General features: G+C 66.1%; 15 protein-coding genes. 8 read left to right on the forward strand and 7 right to left on the reverse strand.

Features of this window, described 5'->3' with window-relative positions; all coding sequences use genetic code 11:
• Positions 1-2: 2 nt before the first annotated feature.
• The 3 genes from BMY53_RS18410 (at position 3) to BMY53_RS18425 (ending at position 8,346) form a co-directional block, all read left to right on the forward strand.
• Complete coding sequence (locus tag BMY53_RS18410; RefSeq protein WP_092947937.1) at positions 3-2,726, forward strand: hypothetical protein; 2,724 nt, start codon at positions 3-5, stop codon at positions 2,724-2,726.
• A 260-nt stretch (positions 2,727-2,986) separates the two neighbouring features.
• Positions 2,987-5,566, forward strand: a complete 2,580-nt coding sequence (locus tag BMY53_RS18415; protein ID WP_092947938.1) for a hypothetical protein — start codon at positions 2,987-2,989, stop codon at positions 5,564-5,566.
• Between the two features lie 71 nt (positions 5,567-5,637).
• Complete coding sequence (locus tag BMY53_RS18425) at positions 5,638-8,346, forward strand: hypothetical protein (protein ID WP_143074133.1); 2,709 nt, start codon at positions 5,638-5,640, stop codon at positions 8,344-8,346.
• A gap of 69 nt (positions 8,347-8,415) precedes the next feature.
• Here BMY53_RS18425 and BMY53_RS18430 read toward each other — a convergent pair whose 3' ends face one another.
• The 3 genes from BMY53_RS18430 to BMY53_RS18440 form a co-directional block, all read right to left on the reverse strand.
• Positions 8,416-8,895, reverse strand: a complete 480-nt coding sequence (locus BMY53_RS18430; RefSeq protein ID WP_092947941.1) for a low molecular weight protein-tyrosine-phosphatase — start codon at positions 8,893-8,895, stop codon at positions 8,416-8,418.
• A gap of 2 nt (positions 8,896-8,897) precedes the next feature.
• The gene (rpe, locus tag BMY53_RS18435; RefSeq protein ID WP_092947942.1) at positions 8,898-9,584 is read right to left on the reverse strand and encodes a ribulose-phosphate 3-epimerase; all 687 of its coding nucleotides are present in this window, start codon (positions 9,582-9,584) and stop codon (positions 8,898-8,900) included.
• A gap of 124 nt (positions 9,585-9,708) precedes the next feature.
• Positions 9,709-10,485 carry a substrate-binding periplasmic protein gene (locus BMY53_RS18440; protein ID WP_177200945.1) on the reverse strand — a complete coding sequence of 259 codons (777 nt, stop codon included), beginning with the start codon at positions 10,483-10,485 and terminating at the stop codon, positions 9,709-9,711.
• A gap of 309 nt (positions 10,486-10,794) precedes the next feature.
• On the opposite strand from BMY53_RS18440, the gene apaG reads away from it, so the two are divergent.
• The 3 genes from apaG (at position 10,795) to BMY53_RS18455 (ending at position 14,559) form a co-directional block, all read left to right on the forward strand.
• Entirely contained in the window at positions 10,795-11,136 is a 342-nt protein-coding gene (apaG, locus tag BMY53_RS18445; protein WP_404947889.1) for a Co2+/Mg2+ efflux protein ApaG, read from the forward strand.
• Complete coding sequence (locus tag BMY53_RS18450) at positions 11,136-13,148, forward strand: site-specific recombinase (RefSeq protein WP_092947945.1); 2,013 nt, start codon at positions 11,136-11,138, stop codon at positions 13,146-13,148. The genes apaG and BMY53_RS18450 overlap by 1 nt, the downstream gene beginning before the upstream one ends.
• Before the next feature lie 289 nt (positions 13,149-13,437).
• Complete coding sequence (locus BMY53_RS18455) at positions 13,438-14,559, forward strand: murein transglycosylase A (protein ID WP_310732124.1); 1,122 nt, start codon at positions 13,438-13,440, stop codon at positions 14,557-14,559.
• Positions 14,560-14,581: 22 nt separating this feature from the next.
• Here the strand turns inward: BMY53_RS18455 and BMY53_RS18460 are convergent, their stop codons facing one another.
• Positions 14,582-14,863 carry a DUF427 domain-containing protein gene (locus BMY53_RS18460; RefSeq protein ID WP_092947947.1) on the reverse strand — a complete coding sequence of 94 codons (282 nt, stop codon included), beginning with the start codon at positions 14,861-14,863 and terminating at the stop codon, positions 14,582-14,584.
• An 11-nt stretch (positions 14,864-14,874) separates the two neighbouring features.
• On the opposite strand from BMY53_RS18460, the gene BMY53_RS18465 reads away from it, so the two are divergent.
• Positions 14,875-15,129: a hypothetical protein gene (locus BMY53_RS18465; RefSeq protein WP_092947948.1), complete on the forward strand. Its 255-nt coding sequence runs from the start codon at positions 14,875-14,877 to the stop codon at positions 15,127-15,129.
• Between the two features lie 165 nt (positions 15,130-15,294).
• Here BMY53_RS18465 and BMY53_RS18470 read toward each other — a convergent pair whose 3' ends face one another.
• Positions 15,295-17,022 carry a GDYXXLXY domain-containing protein gene (locus BMY53_RS18470; protein ID WP_092947949.1) on the reverse strand — a complete coding sequence of 576 codons (1,728 nt, stop codon included), beginning with the start codon at positions 17,020-17,022 and terminating at the stop codon, positions 15,295-15,297.
• Positions 17,019-17,963, reverse strand: a complete 945-nt coding sequence (locus BMY53_RS18475; RefSeq protein WP_177200946.1) for a DUF2157 domain-containing protein — start codon at positions 17,961-17,963, stop codon at positions 17,019-17,021. Before BMY53_RS18475 ends, BMY53_RS18470 begins: the two co-directional genes overlap by 4 nt.
• Positions 17,964-18,125: 162 nt before the next feature.
• Here BMY53_RS18475 and BMY53_RS18480 point away from each other — a divergent pair, with 162 nt between their 5' ends.
• On the forward strand, positions 18,126-19,586 hold the full coding sequence (locus tag BMY53_RS18480; protein ID WP_092947951.1) for a M28 family metallopeptidase: 1,461 nt from the start codon (positions 18,126-18,128) through the stop codon (positions 19,584-19,586).
• 329 nt (positions 19,587-19,915) lie between these two features.
• On the opposite strand, the gene BMY53_RS18485 is transcribed toward BMY53_RS18480, so the two are convergent.
• Positions 19,916-20,239 (reverse strand): methylglyoxal synthase, encoded by a 324-nt coding sequence (locus BMY53_RS18485; RefSeq protein WP_255370276.1) that lies wholly within the window; start codon positions 20,237-20,239, stop codon positions 19,916-19,918.
• Between the last annotated feature and the right edge of the window lie 39 nt (positions 20,240-20,278).

A 20,278-nucleotide genomic window follows, 5' to 3' on the forward strand; every position in this document is an offset into this window, starting at 1 on the left:
CCATGCCTCTGGATCAGCTCTTCTCTGCCAACTTTCTGCGCGGCGGCCCGTTGGCCGGGGAGGCCGTTGAAGAGACGACGACCTCATCCTGCGCCGCCACGTCGGCCTCTGGCGCGCCGGTACGCTACGTGGCATCACACCACGGAACGCCTGAGCAGTTCATCACCGGGCCGGACGCTCCGGCCTTTGCCGGCCAGGTCAAGGCCGTGATCCGCCAGCTTTGCACACTGGCCCGGGCGCATCGCGGTGAGCTGGATGAGCGCCGTGTCTGTGGCGCACTCTCCAGGTTGGAAGCCGACATCCTTGGTTGCGATCCGCGCACAGGCGAGAACCATCGGTTCGGGACACGGGCCGATTCGATCTATGGTCCGGTCAAGGCGTTGCTCGACAGCATCGGCGTGGCCATGGCGAACGAGGAACTTCCCCTGTCCACCCGGATGCTCGCACTTCGCGAGTTGGCACAGGAGGTGAACGTCTGCCCCGATGGCATCCTGACGCATCTGAATCAATGCCTGAGATCCATCGACCGCCACCACAGCGGCTTGCTGGACGCGGCCCTCCGGATCAGCGACGCGCTGATGGACGAAGCGATCCTGACCATCGTCAATCTGCGGCATGCGGCTGAGCTCCGGAAACACCCTGGCGACCAGGTGCACTACGTCAACGGCCTGAAGCAAGTGATCTTCCCCGAGATCGGCCGACGGAGGCCGCCGGACCGCATCGCCAAGTTCCCCTCCCCCGAGGCACTGGAGAGCTGCCGGCGAGCCATCAACCGCATTCACGAGCCATCGACGCTGGCCCTGGCGCTCGCCAACCACGTGGCGGACCGGTTCCAGACCGAAGTCATCAAGCACGTGAATCAACCCCTCGCGGATCTGCGACGTGGCTTTTCGTTGGACGAAACCGCGCGCAAGCACGTGCTGGACGTCATCGAAAACCTGGCGCCGGAGTTTGGCAACCTGGACATGAGCCTCTTCATGGATTGGAAGGAGACGGATGGGCACTACCTGGCCCGACTGCACAACAATTCGACGCTGCTGGCACGCCACCTGTTCGACGCCCTGAAGCGGCTCGGTGTGTTCCGGGATGACATCCACGGCTCAGCCGCCATTCGGCTGCAGCGGGCCGGCGAAGGTCGAGGAACAATCTGGCTGCAGGCTCTGGGGCAGAACCTGACCTGGGTCCAAGAGGCTTCGCATCCGCGCGGACTACGCATCGCCGACCTCACCGCGCCCCATTTCGATTTCCTGCGCACCGATCCACAACCCGTTGCGAACACGATTGTGGAACTGTTCCACAACAAGAAATCGATGAAGGTCGACCTCCGACATCTGGCGCAAACCGCCCTCGAGAACGCTTGGCCGGAGGAATTGCCGGCATTCCCCGCCGAATTCCTGCGCGACCTGGACACCACACGTCTGCTGGTGAGGCGCATGGATCCCGAGCCCCTGCAGGAATGGCTGACAAGCAAGAGCGCAACATTCAGACCCATTCATCACCATTGGCTCCAGGAGGTCCTGGTGACCGAAGGGCGTGCGGACGCGCTGCGCCTGGACGCCCTGCAGGACTGGGCACCCTTCACCATCCCGAGGACCTCACCCCACCTGTGGCGGCTGGCTGCCAACGTGGACAACGAGCAGATGCTGTCGCATGTCGGCAGGCTGCTGATTCACGTCGCCGAGAAGGCCAGGGCGAATGGTGCCGGGGATTCCCGAGACACCACCGGTGCGAGATGGCTACTGTCTTGCTTCCTCGCTGAACATGACAATCAGGATCCTCCCCTCCACACCTTGCTGGTCGAACGGCCCCAGCGCGTCAAGACCGCCCTGGGGGTGATGGTCGAGGCCTATGGGAAGCAATTGCTGTCCCGGTTCGAACTCCTGACCCTGCTTAGAGGCAACAGGTCTGACGATCTCCTGGACCTTCCCTCGCCACTGGCCCTGTCCGTTCGCCTGTCCCAACTGTCGTCAAAAGATGCACTGATTAACTACGTGGCAATGTTGAATGAAGCGGATGTCACGCTCGATCTGACTTCGAACGAACTGCTGGGCTTTTTCCGCGAAGGCTTGGCCCCCGTCACCTTTGCGTTCGATCCCCCGGAAGCCATGGGCCCCTCGGTCCTGATGCACACATTCCTCAAGTGGCTGCAACAAAAACGGATTCAGCCGACCGATTGGATGAAGTTGATGACCCTGCCGCATGTACACGAAGTCGGCGAATCTCCCAATTTTGTCGCCCGCAAACTCTGCGCGGCGAACCCCCAGACCCTCAGCGACTATCTCCATACGGTCCGCACGGCCCTTTCGTCCGGGCGTATCAGCAGGCTGCAATTGCTCACCCTCCTGCAGAGCCGGTATCCGGGCCACCCCGAGGTCCCCACGCTGGCCCAACACCTGGTCACCGACCTGGATGCCGACCTGCCGCATTCTTCCGCACGGTTGCAGAACTTCCTGACCACTCTGGTGGAGCTCTCGATGCTCGGCCTGATCACGCGCCATGAGTTGCGTTATCTCCTGCTGGAGCCCGACAGCGCACCCCAAGGCCGCCCTTGCTGGGTATCGGATGGCCAGCTCCCGGCGCAAGTTTCGCGACGCAGAATGGTGGAAGATTGCCTCGATGTGCTGCACGGTACTGGCGAACTGACCGAGGCAGATGTCCGGGAGGTGCTCCGCGGTACGACAGCCCGCGCCGTTGAAGGCGCGGAACGCTCAGCGAGCGCCGATTGATACCAGCGAGACACCGCACGGACCGCCCCCCTCGTGAACCCTCGCGAGCATGGTGTCACTGAGGCGCCATGCATTTTCCCGACCTCTTCTCACGCGACTTTCTGCGCGGCCCTGTGGACCCGGGGGACGCATTCGTTACGTCGGGGGCGACATCGAGGCCAACATCGAGGCCAACATCGAGGTCTGTTGCGGGCCGCCCGCCCTCAGAAGAGTCGGTCCGGTTCAATGTCGTTAGACACGGCTCGCCGGAGCAATTTGCGTTGGGCCGGGAATTCATCAGCTTCGCGAATCAGGTCTGGACCGTCATCGACAGCCTCCACCAACTGGCTGCTCGGCATCCTCACGAGGTGGATGCCCAACGGATTGGCGAGTCGCTGCGACAGTTCGGGGATTCGATTCTCACCGTGGATGCGCCCACGGGTCTGAATGAGAGGTTCGGCAGCCAGGCGGGGCAGATCTACAGTACAGGCAAAGCCCTGCTCGATCGCATTGGGTCTGCAATGGCTGATGAGCGCTTGCCGCTTCCCACTCGCCTGAAAGCACTCCAGTCGCTGGCAGACGACGTGAACGTCTGCGCCGATGGCGCACTGCTCCAACTGAGCCAGTGCCTTCAGTCCATCGACCGCCGCCACGGTGGCCTCATGAACTCGGCCCTCAGCATCAGCAACGCCCTGATGCAGGAGGCCATGCTGACGGTCATCCGGCGCGTCAACGACTTGCCTCACGACGAAATTCACTTCCTGACCGGCGTACAGCAGGTCATATTCCCCAAGCTCGGCAGGGAACCGCCGAACGACAGTCTCGCCAAGCAGCCGGCCCCCAGCCTCGTCAAGGCATGCCAGAAAGCATTGGATGGCATCCACCTGCCATCGAACCTGGCGCTGGCTTTGGCGGACAGGGCGCGAAGCAGTCTGGAGGACAGCCTGTCGACGCGCCTGAACTTGCCCGTCGGCCGATTGCACCAGCACTTCGAATTCGACCAAGCAGCACGCGAGGCGCTGGAGTTCTGTAGGGAGGCGTTGGTGCCGGACTATGGCGAACTGCCGCTGGACGTCCTGATCGACTGGCGGGAGGCCGGGGACCAAACCGTCGCTCGGCTGCACAACGACTCGATGATGCTGGGCCTGCATTTGCTTCGAGGGTTGGAAAACCTCGGCGTTGTCCAGGAAGCCTGTGAAGCGTCCATCGGCATACCCCTGGCACCGCTAGCGCCCAGCGTGCGGCCGTATGACACCGCCAAGCTGTTGATACTGGACGGAAGACTGATCTGGGTGGAGCAGCAGGGGCGCCCACGTGCTATTTGCATCGACGACTTGCGCGCCTTGCCCAACCAGGACACGCCCCCTGGGTCAGCATGGCCTCAAGGCATCAACCGCCCATCAAGCGGGCTTCGACCTCTGCTCACGCAGATTGCCATCCAGAACGCCTGGCCAGACGAATTTACGGACGGTTCGTCATCCCTGCTGCTTGATGCCGCACTGGCCGGCCCGTTGATACGCGGCATGGATGACGTGTCACTGCAGGCATGGCTCAGGCGTGAGGGTCCGAGACTCACGCCCATCCAGCATCACTGGCTGCAGGAAGAACTGGTGACCCAGGACCGTTCGGACTTGCTGAGCCTGGCAGCGCTGCGCGAATGGAGCCTGCGCTCGCTTGAGGCCACCAGCCCCGCACTGTGGCATCTCGCCATATCGGTGGGCAGCGAATCGATCTTGCGCAATGTGGGCCTGGCCCTCATCCAGGTGAGCCGAAATGCCCGGACGCAAGACCACGTCCCTTCGCCCGACGAGACGGGCCCCGGCACCCCGTCTGTCGCATGGCTGTGCCGTTGCTTCACGAATGATGACAACGGTGCGGACCCCCTGTTTTCCAGGCTCCTTCATGAAAGGCCTGCGCTTGGTGCGGCCGCACTGGAGATCATGCTGAAGGCTGTAGAGGAGGGCTTGCTGAGCCGCCAGGAACTCCTGAGCCTGGTGACCGGCTGCCGTGAGGGCGACGCCACCACCCTGGCCATCCGGCTGAGCGAGCGGCCCTCAGCGGAATCGCTGACTTACTACCTTGACCTGCTCGATGTGATCCACAGCCGGATCAGCTTGACCTCTGAGGAACTGGTTGCATGCTTCTGCGGTCGGATGGACGGTCGCGTCTGCGGCGCCGCGGTGGCGTTCTCGAACCTGGATGGTGACGGGCCCATGCTTCTCATGCGCAAGCTCAGTTCGTGGCTGCAACAGAAGCGTCTCCAGCCAGCCCATTGGATGGACCTGATGATCATCCCGACGCCGCCCACCGTTGTCGTGGCGCCCACAGATGTGGCGGCGCCCCACAACATGCTGGCCCTGAGAATGACAATTGTCGAACCCAAGGCTCTGCAACTCTACCTGACGATCGCCGCCGACAACTTCAAGGCGGGTCTGATCGACGGGGACGAGATCCGTGCCCTGTTGCTGGCGCGTGGGAACGATGTCAGGGACGTGCCGACGCTTCCCAGCTATCTGACCTCGAACTGGAACTTTCCGGGGGCGGACCTGGCACCCGCCACGAGACGGCTGCAGCTGTTCATGGACACCTTGCTGGAACTTTCCCGGCATGGGCGGTTCACCTCACTAGACCTGCTAGATCTGCTGGCCGAGCCAAAAACCCTGTTGCACCGCCCCTGGGGCGAAATTCGCACCATGGCCCCGCATGACGGCCGCAGAAATGCGGTGGAAGCTGGCTTTGCCTCACTGATACGCAGTGGCGCACTGACCGAACAACAGGCCGAACTGCTGCTGCAAGACGAGGATCCCCGCCACCACGTTCCCGACACGGCGCCAGCGCAACAGCCAGCCCGCCCCACATAGACAAGTGGCCCGTGCCGTCTTGACACCACACGGGCCGACGAACCCGCGCAAACATCGCGCCACTGAAACCCATGCCTCTCGAACACCTCTTCTCCGCCAACTTCCTGAGCGGGTATGTGGCTACACAGGATGCATCCGTTGCGTCGGACCGGACATCGAGCCCCACAGAAGATTCAGTTCAATTCGACCCTGTTAGACACGGCACAGCCGAACAATTTGCGCTGAGCCGGGAGTTCATCGACTTCACTGCTCAGGTTCTCGCCGTCTTCGACAGGCTGAGCAAATTTGCCGACCAGCATCGTGGGGATGTGGACCCGCAACGAATTGACATGGCGCTCAAAGCCTTCGCCAAATCCATCCTCGGCGTCGATCAGTCCACTGGTCAGAATGCGCGCTTTGGCGACCAGGCAGGGCGGATCTACAGCGCTGGCAAGGAGCTGCTGGATCGCATTGGCCGGGCCATGGCCGATGAGCAGGTGCCGCTGAGTACTCGCCTGCGAGCGCTCCAGACGCTCACACAGGACGTGGACGTCTGCGCCGATGGCGTAATGCTGCACTTGAGCCAATGTCTTCAGGCCATCGATCCCCGCCACGGCGGCCTGATGAATTCGGCCCTCAGAATCAGCAATGACCTCATGCACGAGGCCATGCTGAAAGTCATCCGGCAGGCGCACGCCGAGCATCTCCAACGGGCGCCTGCCGACGAACTTCACTTCCTCGCGGGCATGGCGCAGGCGATATTCCCTCACTTCGGCAGGACACCACCGAGCGATCGGCTCGCCAGGCACCCGACCACTGAACTTCAGTGGAAATGCATCACAGAGATGGAACACGCCCACCAGCCATCCAATCTGGCGCTGGCCTTGGCAGACCAGGCGCGTGGCAGCCTTGAGGACGCCCTATCGGAGCGTCTTCATTTGCCGGTCTACAAGTTGCACCAGTCCTTTGAATTCAACACCGAGGCCCGCGCCGTGCTGGAAAGCTGTGTGCAGGCGCTGGAGCCGAGCTATGGCGAACTGCCTCTGGACGTCCTGGTCGACTGGCGCGAGAACGGGGACCAATATGTCGCCCGGCTGCACAACAACCCGATGCTGCTAGGCCTGCACCTGCTCCAATCGCTGGAGAAGCTCGGTGCTGTCAAGGATACGCGCTCGGAATATTCCGGCATAGTCCTGTTCCCGACCAGGCAGCGGCACCAGGCAGCCACGTTATGGACGCGGAGCGGAAACCTGCACTGGGTGCAGGAGCATGGGCAGCCACGTGGTGTCTGCATCGACGACTTGAGCGGGCTCCCACGCCAAGCCTCCCCCGTTTCAGGTTTGCCGTGGGCGCTCGACCTCCCGACGCTTGCGCGTCGTCTCACGCAGATTGCCATCCAGAACGCCTGGCCAGACGAACTCGCGGACGTGACGTCATCCCTGCTGCTTGATGCCGCAGTGGCCGGTCCGTTGATACGCGGCATGGATGACGTGTCACTGCAGGCATGGCTCAGGCGTGAGGGTCCGAGACTCACGCCCATCCAGCATCACTGGCTGCAGGAAGAACTGGTGACCCAGGACCGTTCGGACTTGCTGAGCCTGGCAGCGCTGCGCGAATGGAGCCTGCGCTCGCTCGACGGCATCAGCCAGCGCCTGTGGAATCTCGCCATATCCATGCAGAGTGAACCGATATTGCGCAGCGTGGGCGATGCGCTGGTCCATGTGAGCCAAAAAGCCTCCGTAGAAGCCCACCGAGTCGCGCACAGCGAGCCCGGCACCCCCGGTACGTTTTCCCCCGTGGAGACATGGTTGTTGCGGTGTTTCACGAGCCATGAGGCGGGCGGAGATCCACCGTTTTCCATCGTCCTGCACAAGAGGCCCGCACTGGCGGAAGCTGCGCTGGAGGTCATGCTGAAGGTCTTCCAAACGGGCGCGCTGAGCCGGGTGCTCCTGCGCGGCCTGGTGGCCGGATGGCGCGAGGACGACACCATACCGCTGGGCATTCGGCTGTGCCTGCTGCCGTCGGCGGAACCACTGGAACGCTACCTCGACCTGCTCGAGATGCTGCACGACCGGATCGGTCTGAGCGCCGAAGAACTGGCCGGCTTCTTCAGCCTCCGCGGGGATGGCATTAGCTCGGGGCTCGCCGTGGCGGCTTTATACCTGGATCATCAGGCGCCCCTGCTCCTGATGGGCAGGCTCAGTACATGGCTGCAGCAGCAGCGCTTCCGGTCAGACCAATGGATGGACCTGATGACCATGCCGAACCCGCCGCCAGGCGAGGTACCCTATAACAACCTGGCCCCACGACTGATGGCTGCAGAGCCCCGGGCGCTTGAGCTTTACCTCCGGGTCGCGGTAGACAACTTCAAGCGGGGTCTGATTGACAAGCTGGCGCTCCGTGCCCTGTTGCTGACGCGTCCGAACGATGTCCCGGGCATCGCGTCACTGCCCTCCCATCTGACCCTCCGATTGGAACTCGAGGCGCCGGCCATGGCAGCCGCCACGCAGCGGCTGAGGCTGTTCATGGACACATTGCTCGAACTTGGGCGGCATGGGCAGTTCACGCAAAACGACCTGCTGGACCTGCTGGCCGAGCCGGAGTCCGGCATGCCCCACCCTTGGGGCGCGGTGGGCCAGTTGCCCCCGGATCAAAGCCAAGTGGTGGAAGCCGGCTTCACGGCACTGATAGGCATCGGGGCGCTGCTTGACTGGCATGTCGACGCGCTGCTGCAGGGTGAGGATCCCCACCTCGTTTTTCCGGACCCGGCGCCGGCGCAACCAAGCGCAGCCTCTCCATAGGCCAAGCCGCCCTGGATGCCGTGGCGCATCGGTTCACGGGAGCCCCCGGCCTACGCTGAGGCGCTGGTTTCAGCGCACCGGAAAATACCGCTCCAACGCCGTGGTGTCCGGCCACGCCTGCACACGGGCCTCGATCAGGTCCAGCACCCGCTGGAAACCTTCGACCGTGCCGTAGTAGGGGTCGGGCACCTCATCCCGGCCCAGCCCGGTCATGCCGTGAAGGAACAGGCCCAGGCGGGCGCTGGACCGTGCAGGCCGGATGGCTTGCAAGCCCCGTAGAACATCATGGTCCATGGCCAGCATCAGGTCGTGCTGGTCGAAGTCATCGGTACACACCCGGCGCGAGCGCCAGCGCCGGTCCAGGCCATAGCCGCGCTGGCTGAGCACCTGCTGCGCACGTTTGTCCGCCGCCTGCCCGCGCGGGGAGGCCCACACGCCGGCCGAGGCCACCACACGCAGCCCCAGGGCGGCTGCGCGCGCCTGCAGCACCGCCTCCGCCATGGGAGAGCGGCACAGGTTGGCCGCGCAGACGAGCAGCAGCGAGGTCAAGCTCAGCGGGCCAGTTCGGCGCGCATCGCGTCGATCACGGCCTTGTAGTCCGGCTTGCCGAAAATCGCCGAACCCGCCACGAAGGTGTCCGCCCCCGCATCGGCAATCTCGCGGATGTTGTCCACCTTCACCCCGCCGTCGATCTCCAGGCGGATGTCCCGGCCGCTGGCCAGGATGAGGGCCTTGGCCTGTTGCAGCTTCTTCAGCGCCGAGGGGATGAAGCTCTGGCCGCCGAAACCGGGATTCACGCTCATGATCAGCACCAGATCGACCTTGTCGATCACCCACTCCAGCACGTCCAGCGGGGTCCCCGGGTTGAACACCAGGCCCGCCTTGGCACCTTCGCCCTTGATCAGTTGCAGCGTGCGATCCACATGCTGGCTGGCCTCGGGGTGGAAGCTCACCAGGTCCGCACCCGCACGGCAGAAGGCCTGGGCCAGCGCATCCACCGGCTGCACCATCAGGTGGACATCGATCGGCGCGGGCGTGCCGTCCGGCTTGACGGCATGCTTCTTCAGCGCCTCGCACACCATCGGGCCAAAGGTCAGGTTGGGCACGTAATGGTTGTCCATCACGTCAAAGTGGATCCAGTCCGCGCCTGCCGCCAGCACCTGGCGGACTTCCGCACCCAGGTTGGCGAAATCGGCGGAGAGGATGCTGGGGGCAATGCGGTGGATGGGGGGCGTCATGGCGGGAGGCGGTGGGAAGAACAACAGAAATGAGGCGAAAAGGAGAAATGAGGGCGGGGCAAAGATGTGATTGTAGGAAGCCCGGGACGGCGGGCGTGCGCGCCGCACCGCCTGCGAGCGTGTCTCAGCGGTAACGATCCACGATCCGCGCCAGTTCGCCGCTGGCCTGGAGCTGCCGCAGGCGCTCGGTCAGGCGCTCCACGACCGGCTCCGGCAAGTGCCTGGACACCACGGCGAACTGCGGCTGCTCCTCAAAGGCCTGCGGACCGAACTGGATGCGCCCTTCGTCGATACCGGCCGTGCGCATGGCGTGGCGCAGGGCCAGGTCCTGGCCGTAGACGGCATCGGTCCGGCCCCGCAGCAGCATCTGCAGCGCATCGCTTTCCGAACGGGCCGTCTCCACATGGGCCACATCGGCCTGCTGCAGGGCCACTGCCAGCTGCGTGCCCTGCACCAGCAGCAGTGGCTTGCGCCGGGCAAAGGCGCGCAAGGCGGTCCAGGTCTGGGGCGCGGGCTCTCCCGCACGCATCATGATCACGTGCCGCACACGGTACAGCGGCACGGGCAGGAAGCGCATCATTTCCCGCCGTCGCTCGGAGGCCAGCAGGCAAAAAAACACATCGAGCTCGTCGGACGCCAGCATCAGCTCCAGCCGGCGCAAGGGCACCAGCCGGTCCATGCCGTCAAGGCGAAGCTGCGGATCCACCCGCTGCATCGCCGCGGCGATTTCCGCGCACAAGCCGGGGCGGGCGAAATCCGCAGGCGCGTACTTGACCAAGGAGCCACTCTGGGCTGCGCTGCGCAGGGTCAGCGCTCCCACGGAAGGGGGCGCAGAAGCGGCATTGGCGCCAAAGTTGGCGTTGGCGTTGGCGCCAAGGTTGGTGCCGCCCCCCCCGATCACGGGGGGACTGCCCCCTGCGGAGGCGGAGGCCGGCCCCGGGGGAGCGGCTGGCGGCGGCGGCCGCGAGGACGCGGCGAACACCGTGCCGGCCAGCCCCTGCGCGCCGGCGCCAGCGCAGGCAGGCGCGGCCAGCGCCCATGTACAGAGGCGAAACAGCCACCCGCGTCGCGACACGCGGCGTCTGGATGTCTCATCGGCCAGTGATGCAGGCGTCTCCATACCTGGTGCAGATCTTTGGCAGTCAGCATAAACGATGCGCATCCTAGAATCGACGCAATGGCACATCCGCACTTTCACTGCAGCGTGGTCGTGGAACCACTCGACGAGCAGACCTTCCCCGACCGCGGACAGTACGCGTTCAGCTACACCATCACCATCGAGAACCGTGGCGACGTGGCCGCGCAGCTCATCGGCCGGCACTGGTCCATCGTGGACGCCAACGGCCACACGCAGGAAGTGCATGGCCTGGCCGTGGTCGGCCACCAGCCGCTGCTGCAGCCGGGCGAACGGTTCCAGTACAGCTCCTGGGCGCAGCTCGCCACCAAGCAAGGCAGCATGAGCGGCCGTTACCTGTGCGTGACCGACGCGGCCGAGGTGTTCTACGCCGATGTCCCCGAATTCCTGCTGGCCGAGGCTGGCTCGCTGCATTGATGCTGAAGTTTCGCGGCTGGGACCTCACGGCGCTGCTCAACGCCGCGCATCCTCAAGCGCCGCTGGCGGAGCGCAATCTCTGGCTGGTCCATCTGGTGGACTGGCTGCGGCGTGCACCGCTCAAGGATGTACGGGCGGGCGCTCCAGCGGCCTCTCGTCCGCCCCCTGGCGGAGACGTCACGCCACTGCCCGTCCGGCGCCTGCGGCATCTGCTGGGCGTGCTGGAACGCCATCCCGAACATGCACGCGCATTTGCCGGCGTGATCACCAGCGTGTGGGCGGAGACGGACGCCATCAGCCTCTTCGCCGAAGTCGGCTTTGCGCCGCGCATGGCACTGTGGGGGGAGTTTCTCAGCCGCCTTCGAAGGCGTGTCCTGCCCATGACGGCGGACACGCGTGACCTGGCCGAGCTCTTTGAACTGCTCTTCCACGACGAGACCGACGAGAACTGGATCCACGCACTGGATGACGACCTGCTGGAGCGCCTGAGCCTGCTCTTTGCCGGGGCACCGGAAGGAGACTGGCGCGACGAGATGCGCGCGGCCATCACCGTGCTGGTGAGTTCGGTTCGCGCGGCGGGCCTGTCTGGTGCGCTGCGCGTACGCATGGACCCAAAGCGGCTGGTCAGCCGCCCCTTCCGTCACCTGGCCATGGCCTGGGAACGGGTAGAGCATGCGCTCGATCACCCGGACCGCGCCGGCCTGCCCGCCCAGTTGCAATACCTGCGCGCGCTCCTGGATGAATGCCGCGCGGCGGTGGGCTCGGTGCCGGAGCATCTGGAAGAACATGGGGTCTCGGTGGACCTGATGTTCGGCGTGGAGCAGATGCAGGCACGGCTGCGCCGCATTGAGGAGCTGCTGGACTGCCTGCTGGCCGAACACCCCCGCCGCGAACTGCTGCGGCTGGTCGCCACCCTGGTCAAGGTGGTGCATGAACGGCGCAGCATCCGCACGCTCTTTGCCCGCCACTATTCGCTGCTGGCGCGCAAGGTGGCCGAGCGCAGCGCCGAGACCGGCGAGCACTACATCACCCGCAACCGTGAGGAGTACGGCGACATGCTGCGCCGCGCGGGTGGCGGCGGCCTGGTGATTGCCGGCACCACCTTTGCCAAGTTCGCCATCATGGCCGTTGGCCTGTCCGCCTTCTGGGGTGGGTTCTGGGCCGGCTTCAACTATGCGTCGAGCTTTGTGATCATCCACCTGCTGCACTGGACGGTGGCCACCAAGCAGCCGGCCATGACGGCGCCCGCGCTGGCCGAAAAGCTCCGCCACATCGACAGCGACACCGGCTTGCAGGGGTTTGTGGACGAGGTAGCCCACCTCTTCCGCTCCCAGACGGCCGGCATCATCGGCAACCTGGCGCTGGCTGCGCCGGTAGTGCTGGCAGTGCAGTGGCTGGCCTGGGCGGTCTTTGGCCGGCCGCTGGTGGAGGCCCCGGAAGCCGAACATGTGCTGCACAGCCTCACGGTCGTGGGGCCCACGCTGCTGTTCGCCGCCTTCACCGGCGTGCTGTTGTTCATCTCCAGCCTGATCGCCGGCTGGGTGGAAAACTGGTTCGTCTTCTTCCGGCTGGACAGTGCCATCGCCTGGAATCCCCGTATCGTGGCCTTCCTGGGCGGCACACGTGCCCGACGCTGGGCGCACTGGTGGCGCGAGAACATCTCCGGTCTCACCGCCAACATCAGCCTGGGCCTGATGCTCGGCCTGGTCCCCGCGCTGCTGGGTTTCTTCGGCCTGCCGCTGGAGGCGCGCCATGTGACGCTCTCCTCGGGCCAGCTCGCAGCGGCCGTCGGTGCGCTCGGCCTGGATGTGTTGAAGCACTGGCCCTTCTGGGCCTGCGTCATCGGCATTCTGGGGACGGGGCTGCTCAATGTGGGGGTGAGCTTCACGCTGGCCTTCCGGGTGGCGCTGCGCTCGCGGGGCATCAAGCTGGCAGACCGGCGTCGCGTGCGCGCCGCCGTCTGGGCGCGGATTCGCACCCGGCCCCTCAGCTTCTTCCTGCCACCCCGGTGACGGAACGTCTCAGACGTCGTGGTCGTCGGGGCGTTCGCCGCCCTTGCGGCCCGAGAACATCGTCCACCAGACGATGAAGACGAGCAGCGCCAACGCGCCAATAGCCTCCAGCAGAATCACGCTCATGATGTATTGCGGTCTCCTTCGCCTCGGCTCTGGCGCCCATCGAAACTTCCTGGTCAGGCCGGGTCGATCTTGCCGCCAGGCGGCGGTGCTGGCGATTCTAGGCCTGCTGGCCGCTTGCGGTTCACCGCCTGTCGTGCGGGAGCCCGGGACGCCCGCACCCGGCATGCCGGCGCCGCGGCCCGGTACCCCACCGCCATCGCCCTGGCCGTCATCACTGCCGGCCTCCACGGCCCGCCCGCCGGTGGACCCGGCCCGCCTGCTCAATGGCGAGACCGACGGCACGCCGCGGCGCACGCTCGCACGCGAACGTGCACGCTGGGTGGAGGCCGAGTGGAACGAGCTGCCCGGCTGGGGCCAGGACCGTGCGCTGGAATGGTGGCCGGCCCTGTTGCGCGGCTGCGAGCGGCCCATGCCGGGCTGGAACTCGCTGTGCGCAGCCGCCCTGCGCCTGCGTCCCACCGACGACTGGGTGGCCGCCACCTGGCTGATGAAGCATCTGCAGCCCTACCGGGTGGAGTCGCTGGACGGTGATGCCAACGGACTGGCCACCGGCTATTACGAGCCGCAGCTGGAAGCGCGTCGGCAAACGGATGGGGACTATCGGGTGCCGCTGCTGGCGCCGCCTCAGGACCTGGTGCCGCGCAAGCCCTACGACACGCGCCAGCAGATCGAGAGCACCACCCGGCTCAACCGGTTCAGCCTGGCCTGGGTGCAGGACCCGCTGGATGCACTGGTGATGCAGATCCAGGGCAGTGGCCGCCTCAAGGTAACCGAGGCGGACGGCAGCAGCCGCTGGGTGCGCCTGTCCTTTGCCGCCCACAATGAGCAACCCTACAAGTCCGTCGGGCAGTGGCTGGTGGCGCAGGGGGAATTGCGCCCGGGCGAGGCCTCATGGCCGTTGATCAAGGAGTGGGCACGGCGAAATCCGCAACGCCTGAAGGAGGCGTTGTGGGCCAACCCGCGCTATGTGTTCTTCCGGGAGGAGCCGCTGCTGGACCCCGCAGCGGGCCCCAAGGGGGGCCAGGGCGTGCCACTGACACCGGGCCGCTCCATCGCGGTGGACAAGGCCAGCATCCCGTTCGGCACGCCGGTCTGGCTGGACACCACCGAGCCCTTGTCCACCACCCCGCTGCGCCGCCTGGTCATGGCCCAGGACACGGGCGCGGCCATCACGGGCGCCGTACGGGCCGACTTCTTCTGGGGCTGGGGTGAACAGGCCGAGGCGCAGGCGGGCCGCATGAAGCAGCCGCTGCGCTTGTGGGTGCTGTGGCCGCGGGACAGCTGAGCCGGCGTGCCGGTGCCCGGCGTCATTCCACGATCTGCACGCCCTTCCAGAAGGCCACCCGATCCTTGATCTCGGCGGCGGCCTCGCTGGGCTCCGGGTAGTACCAGACGGCATCCGGGTTCATGTCGCCGTTCACCAGCAGGCTAAAGTAGTGAGCCTGGCCCTTCCACGGGCAGCTCGTGCGGTGGTTGCTGAAGGTGGTGTACTCCCGCTTCAGGGACGCGGTGGGGAAATAGTGGTTGCCTTCCACCACCACGGTGTCGTTGCTCTCGGCGATCACTTCGCCGTTCCAGATTGCTTTCATCAAAGCTCCTCGTGCTCAAACGTTATTACGCCCATCGGGGCAAAGACATCTTCATCACCTCCGGGTCTGCCAAGGACCTGGCCCCGGGCAGTTTCGGCGTATGCGCCATTGGCGGTGGCGCCGAAGGCTGGTCCGTGGTGCATGTGGGCCCGGAGGGTGACGTCGCCGACTTGGGCGGCGAGTACTACTTTGCCACCGCCGAAGAAGCCCTCGAATTTGCCCGCGAACTGGTGGATTTGATGGAGCCCCCGGCTGACCGGGCCTAAGGCCCGGTCAGCCCGCCCCCCGAGGGGGCTGCGGGCCACCTTGGGGCGGCCCGGCGGTGGCCCTCCTCGCTAATCACAGCCCCGCTTGAACAGCGCTGCGCGCGTTCGGCGCGACTCGATGCATAGAGGTGCCCTGGCGGAAGGCTTTGTCACAAGGTCAGGGATTCAAAGGGGTTTCAGGTCTTCGCCGACCAGGTTGACCAGGAGGGCGCGGCCGTCGGGAAGCAGGCGGAATTCGCCGTAGCGCGCGGGCGCCCAGCGTCCGCCTTCACCTTCACGGAAGTACCAGGCATCTGTCACCAAGGTCCAGCCGCTGCGCGTCGGCGTCAGTTGCAGAGGCACCATGCCGGCCGGCAGTGCCTCACCAGGCTTGAGCATCCGGGGCGACTGGACAATGCCGCGCTCGTCCAGCCGCACCGCCACCATCGGGCGTGCCCCCCACATCGGCCGCCCCGACACCGACAGCCATCCCAGGCCCGGCAAGGTGTAGCTCAGCTGCATGTAATCACCCTGCATCAGGGACCTCGGGTCCACTGGGCCCAATCGAACAAAGACCGGGCGGCCCTCCCGAATCAATTGCTCCTTCTGATAGATGAGCAGGTTGACCACCACCACGCTCAGAACGCCGAAGGCCAGCAATGCCGTCAACGCCCATCGCGCGCCGTCAGCAGGCGCGCCTTTCGCGGCGGCACGTGCAGCTCGCCCCACCGCGGCATCCCAGGCGGCCACGTCGGGAACACCATCCAGCGGAATACCGGCGGACTCGACACCCAGCGCCACCTCCTCATGGTCCTGGTCCGCGTCATCCACCGCTGCGCCAGGTCTGGCCATCCAACGGGCCCATGCCGCCATCAGTGCGCCCGCCGCCACGAGCACCAGCGCCTTCTCCTGCAACGGCAGCCGCCAGTCGTGATAGAAGCTGCCCAGCACCCACAGCCCAGCCGCCGCGGCCAGCAAGGCCAGGCGCCAACGCCGCGTGGCCAGCATCAGCGCCAGCAAGACCAGGCTGGCGCCCAGCGCAGGCATCTGCGTGGCCAAGCCCGCCAGCACCACCACGGGTGGCACCAGCCGCCACGGCTGAGCGGGCCGCCAGGCCCTTTGCAAGGTCCAGGCCCCGACCAGCACCAGCAAGGCAGACACGCCGGCCATGCCCAGACCGGCCCAGTCCACCGTCCCAGCCGCACCACTCACGGGGGCGCGATACCCCCACACATCCACCAGCCCGGCCGCGACCAGGAAGGTCGGGCCCGCACTCCACACCAACAGCCCCAGCACGACCACCCACCAGCCGGCGAGCACCGGCTCCAGCAGCGCCGCCAGTGAGGCCTCGCGGGCGTCCTGGCCGGCTCGATGCTGCACCCCCATCAGCAACAGGGCCACCAGGCCGACGACATGGCTCAGGCCCCACACCAGGCGGGGGGAGTCATGCTTCACGACATGCCACAGCAGCAAGGTGGTCAGCACTGCTGCGGCAGCGCCCAGCAACTGGCGTAGCCAGGAGGCCGGCAGCGCCACGATCAGCCCGCCCGTCATCAGCAGCCCGATGGCCTCGGCCTGCATCTCCGTCAGGTCGCGGTCCAGCGCATGGCCCAGGCTGATCAGGCCGGTCAGCAGCAGCGGCAGGCCCAGCTGTTCCAGGAACAGCGCGCGGCCACGGCCACGCAGCAGCACCACGGCAAGCCCGGCCAGCAGCAGGCCCACGACATAGTCCAGCGGCCCATGTGTCCAGCTCTCGCCAAAGAGCAGATACAAGGCAAACAAGAGGGGCGGCACGGCCAGCCACGCCGCCAGCCCGGTCAACAGCACCACCGGCCAGGGCCGTGCAGGCGTAATGCTGAGCTCCGGTCTGATCAGGCCCTGCACCCGGGCCTGCTGGATCCAGTCGGTGTTCATGCCTGCACCTCCACGGCACGCACCCGGCGCAGGATCAGCTGCACGGTAGCAGCCAGCAGTGCGGCAGCGAACAGTCCGGTGAACAGCATGTCCCACAGTGAATTGAACGGGATCCGATGGGCCACGCGGCCTACCAGCAGGATGTTCATGGCCAGCGCCAGCACGCTCATGGCGTAGACCTCCCGCCGCCACCAGGCCAGGCCCATGGCGATGGCCAGTACCACCAGCGACATCACGTACTGCGGCGGCACATGCCGGGTGAACAGCGCGCCGACGCCCAGCCACGTGGCCAGGAAGGTGGCCGAGACCACCGACATCCGCCAGGCCCAGGGCTGCCCGCACACGCTGGCGCGGCGCGCCAGCGCCAGGTTCAGCGCCACGCTGGCGCACAGCCCGATGGCGTGCACGGGCAGCGTCTCCCGGTCGAAGCGCCAGCCATGGCCGCTGGCGGTCTGTGTCCAGAGAAAGATGGCCAGGCCGGCCACCACCGTCCAGGGGGTCCAGACCAGGTCGGAGCGGACGGCCAGGGCCAGCGGCAGCGACAGCCCGGCCCAGAGTGCAAACAGGGTCCAGACATCGGCGCCGGTCTGGTAGGTTTGGCCGAAGAAGGCCAGCAGACCGCCCAGCGTCAGGAAGGCCAGCAGGCCCAACGGGCGGCGCCAGGACGGCTGGGCGGCGGCGCCCGCCAGGCTGACGATCAGCAGGGCCTGCAGCAGCGCGAAACGCGTGGGCCGGCCCAGGGTGTCCCAATTGGCGGCGACCCACAGGATCACGCCGAAGCCGATCAGTGCGGCGGCCAGCGCGCCCGCGCCGCGCCGCAGCAGGGTCCACAGGTCAGCGGGCGGCTGGCCGGCGCCGCTGAGCGCCCACAAGCGGCTGGCGCTGCGCGCATCCAGGCCGCTACGGGCCGTCCATTGGTACAACTGCTCGTGCAGATTCACTGCTTCCTCCCTCAGGATTCGTCCGCTGATCGCGGCCGTCTTGTCGATGCCGATGATACGGACTGGCGCTGAGCAAGTACGGGCCCGTTCCCGAACCGCCGGCCCAGCCACTCCCCCTGCCATTCCCCTTCAAGCCCCCCCACCTTTCTTCCACTTCTGCTCATGCGACCACACACTCTGGCCCAAGCGGCCGCTCTGACTGTTGCCCTGCTGCTGTCTGCCACGGCGCAGGCGCAGAACTCGGCCGGCTTCAAGCCCAATGCGGCGGACCCGCTGGACCCGCGCGTGGCGCCCATGCTGGCGGACGTCTCGGCGGCGCGAATCGCGCAGCACATCCGCACCTTGGCGGCCTTTGGCACGCGCCACACCGCGTCGGACACCAAGAGCGACACCCGCGGCATTGGGGCTGCGCGGCGCTGGATCGAGCGCCAGTTGAAGGACTGCAGTGCGCGCACGGGTGGGCGCCTGCAAGTCACGATGGAGGCTTTCATCGAACCAGCGGGCCGGCGCCTGAGCCAGCCGACGGAACTGGTCAACGTGGTGGCCACCTTGCCGGGTGCTTCGGCGGGTACGCCGCGTGAGCGTGTGCTGGTGGTCAGTGGCCATTACGACTCACGCAACACGGATGTCATGGACGCCAAGGGCGAGGCGCCTGGGGCCAATGATGATGCCTCCGGCACGGCGGCGGTGATGGAGATGGCCTGCGCGATGGCCCGGCAGAACTTTGATGCCACCTTGGTCTTCATGGCGGTGCCGGGTGAGGAGCAGGGTTTGTTGGGCGCACAGGAATGGGCGCGTCGGGCGCGTGCGCGCAACCTCAATGTCGAGGGCATGATCACCAACGACATCATTGGCAGTTCGCATGGGGATGGTGGTCAGCACGACCCGAAGCGTCTGCGGCTTTTTGCGGACGGCTTCGACCCGGTGCTGCGCCAGTTGGTGAACACCGGCAGCAATCGTCCGCCCAGTGATGACGAGGTCAACACCAACGCGGCCATCCGCTCCCAGCTCCAGCCGTTGGCGGTGGCGGGTGGTGGTGATGACTTGCCCACGCAGCAATTCGGGCGGCATCTCAAGGCCCAGGGCGAGCGGTATCTGCCGGGCTTCAGTGTGGACCTGATCGAGCGGCGCGACCGTTATCTGCGGGGTGGTGATCACCTGCCTTTCCTGGAGCGCGGTTATGCGGCCGTGCGCATTTCCGAGCCTTTTGAGGACTTCCGTCACCAGCATCAGGATTTGCGCACCGAAGGGGGTGTGGTCTATGGGGACCTGCCCGAATTCGTTGACTTCGGTTATGTGGCCGATGTGGCCCGTGTGAACCTGGTGGGGCTGGCCACATTGGCCTGGGCGCCTTCGCCGGTGAAGGATGCGCGAATCGATGCACGCGAGCTCACCAACGACACCACCTTGCAATGGACGGCGAGCGCTGATCCTCAGCTGGCCGGTTATCGCGTCGTCTGGCGCCGCAGCGGCATTCAGCAGTGGGAGGGCGCCAAGGATGTGGGCATGGTCACGCGGGTGACTTTGCCGCTCTCCAAGGACAACCTCATTTTCGGCATCCAGGCCCTCTCCAAGGCTGGCCATGCCAGCCTGGCGAGTTATCCGTTGCCGTTGTCCCGATAAACATCACCACAGGGGCGCCCGGGGGTGGCGGGGTCGCGGGGTGGCGGGGTGGCGGGGTGGCGGGGTCGCGGGGTGGCGGGGTGGCGGAGTGGGGGTGGTGGGGTGGCGGGGTGGCGGGGTGGGGGTGTACTCGGTGTTTGGAGCCAGGAGGCTTGGGGGCCCTTTTCCGTAAGTCAAGGAATGAATGGCCCGCGGAGCGGGACAGAAGGGACATGGAGGAAAAGGGCCCCCAAGCCTTCTGGCTCCGCGGCGTCCTGGCAGGTCGTTAACCGCTAACCCCGACGGTTAACGGCACCCAGCACCCAGCACCCAGCACCCAGCACCCCGCCTTAGATCGTCAACCCCCGCAACAACAACCTCGCACTCGACACATTCGTCGCACAAGGCACGTCGTGCACATCGCACGCCCGCACCAGCGCATTGATATCGGGTTCATGCGGCTGCGGCGTCATCGGATCCCGCAGGAACACCACCGCGTCCACGCCCCCCACGGCCAGCCGGGCGCCGATCTGCAGGTCCCCGCCGAATGGTCCGGACAGCATCCGTTCCACCTCCAGCCCCACCTCTGCATGCAGGCGTGTACCGGTGGTCCCTGTGGCCACCAGGTCGCACTGCTTCAGCAGCTCTGCGAACTCGGTGGCCAGCAGGACCATCTCGTCCTTTTTCCCATCGTGGGCGATCAACGCGATGCG

The organism is Roseateles sp. YR242 (assembly GCF_900109745.1).
Classification (GTDB): Bacteria; Pseudomonadota; Gammaproteobacteria; order Burkholderiales; family Burkholderiaceae_C; genus Roseateles.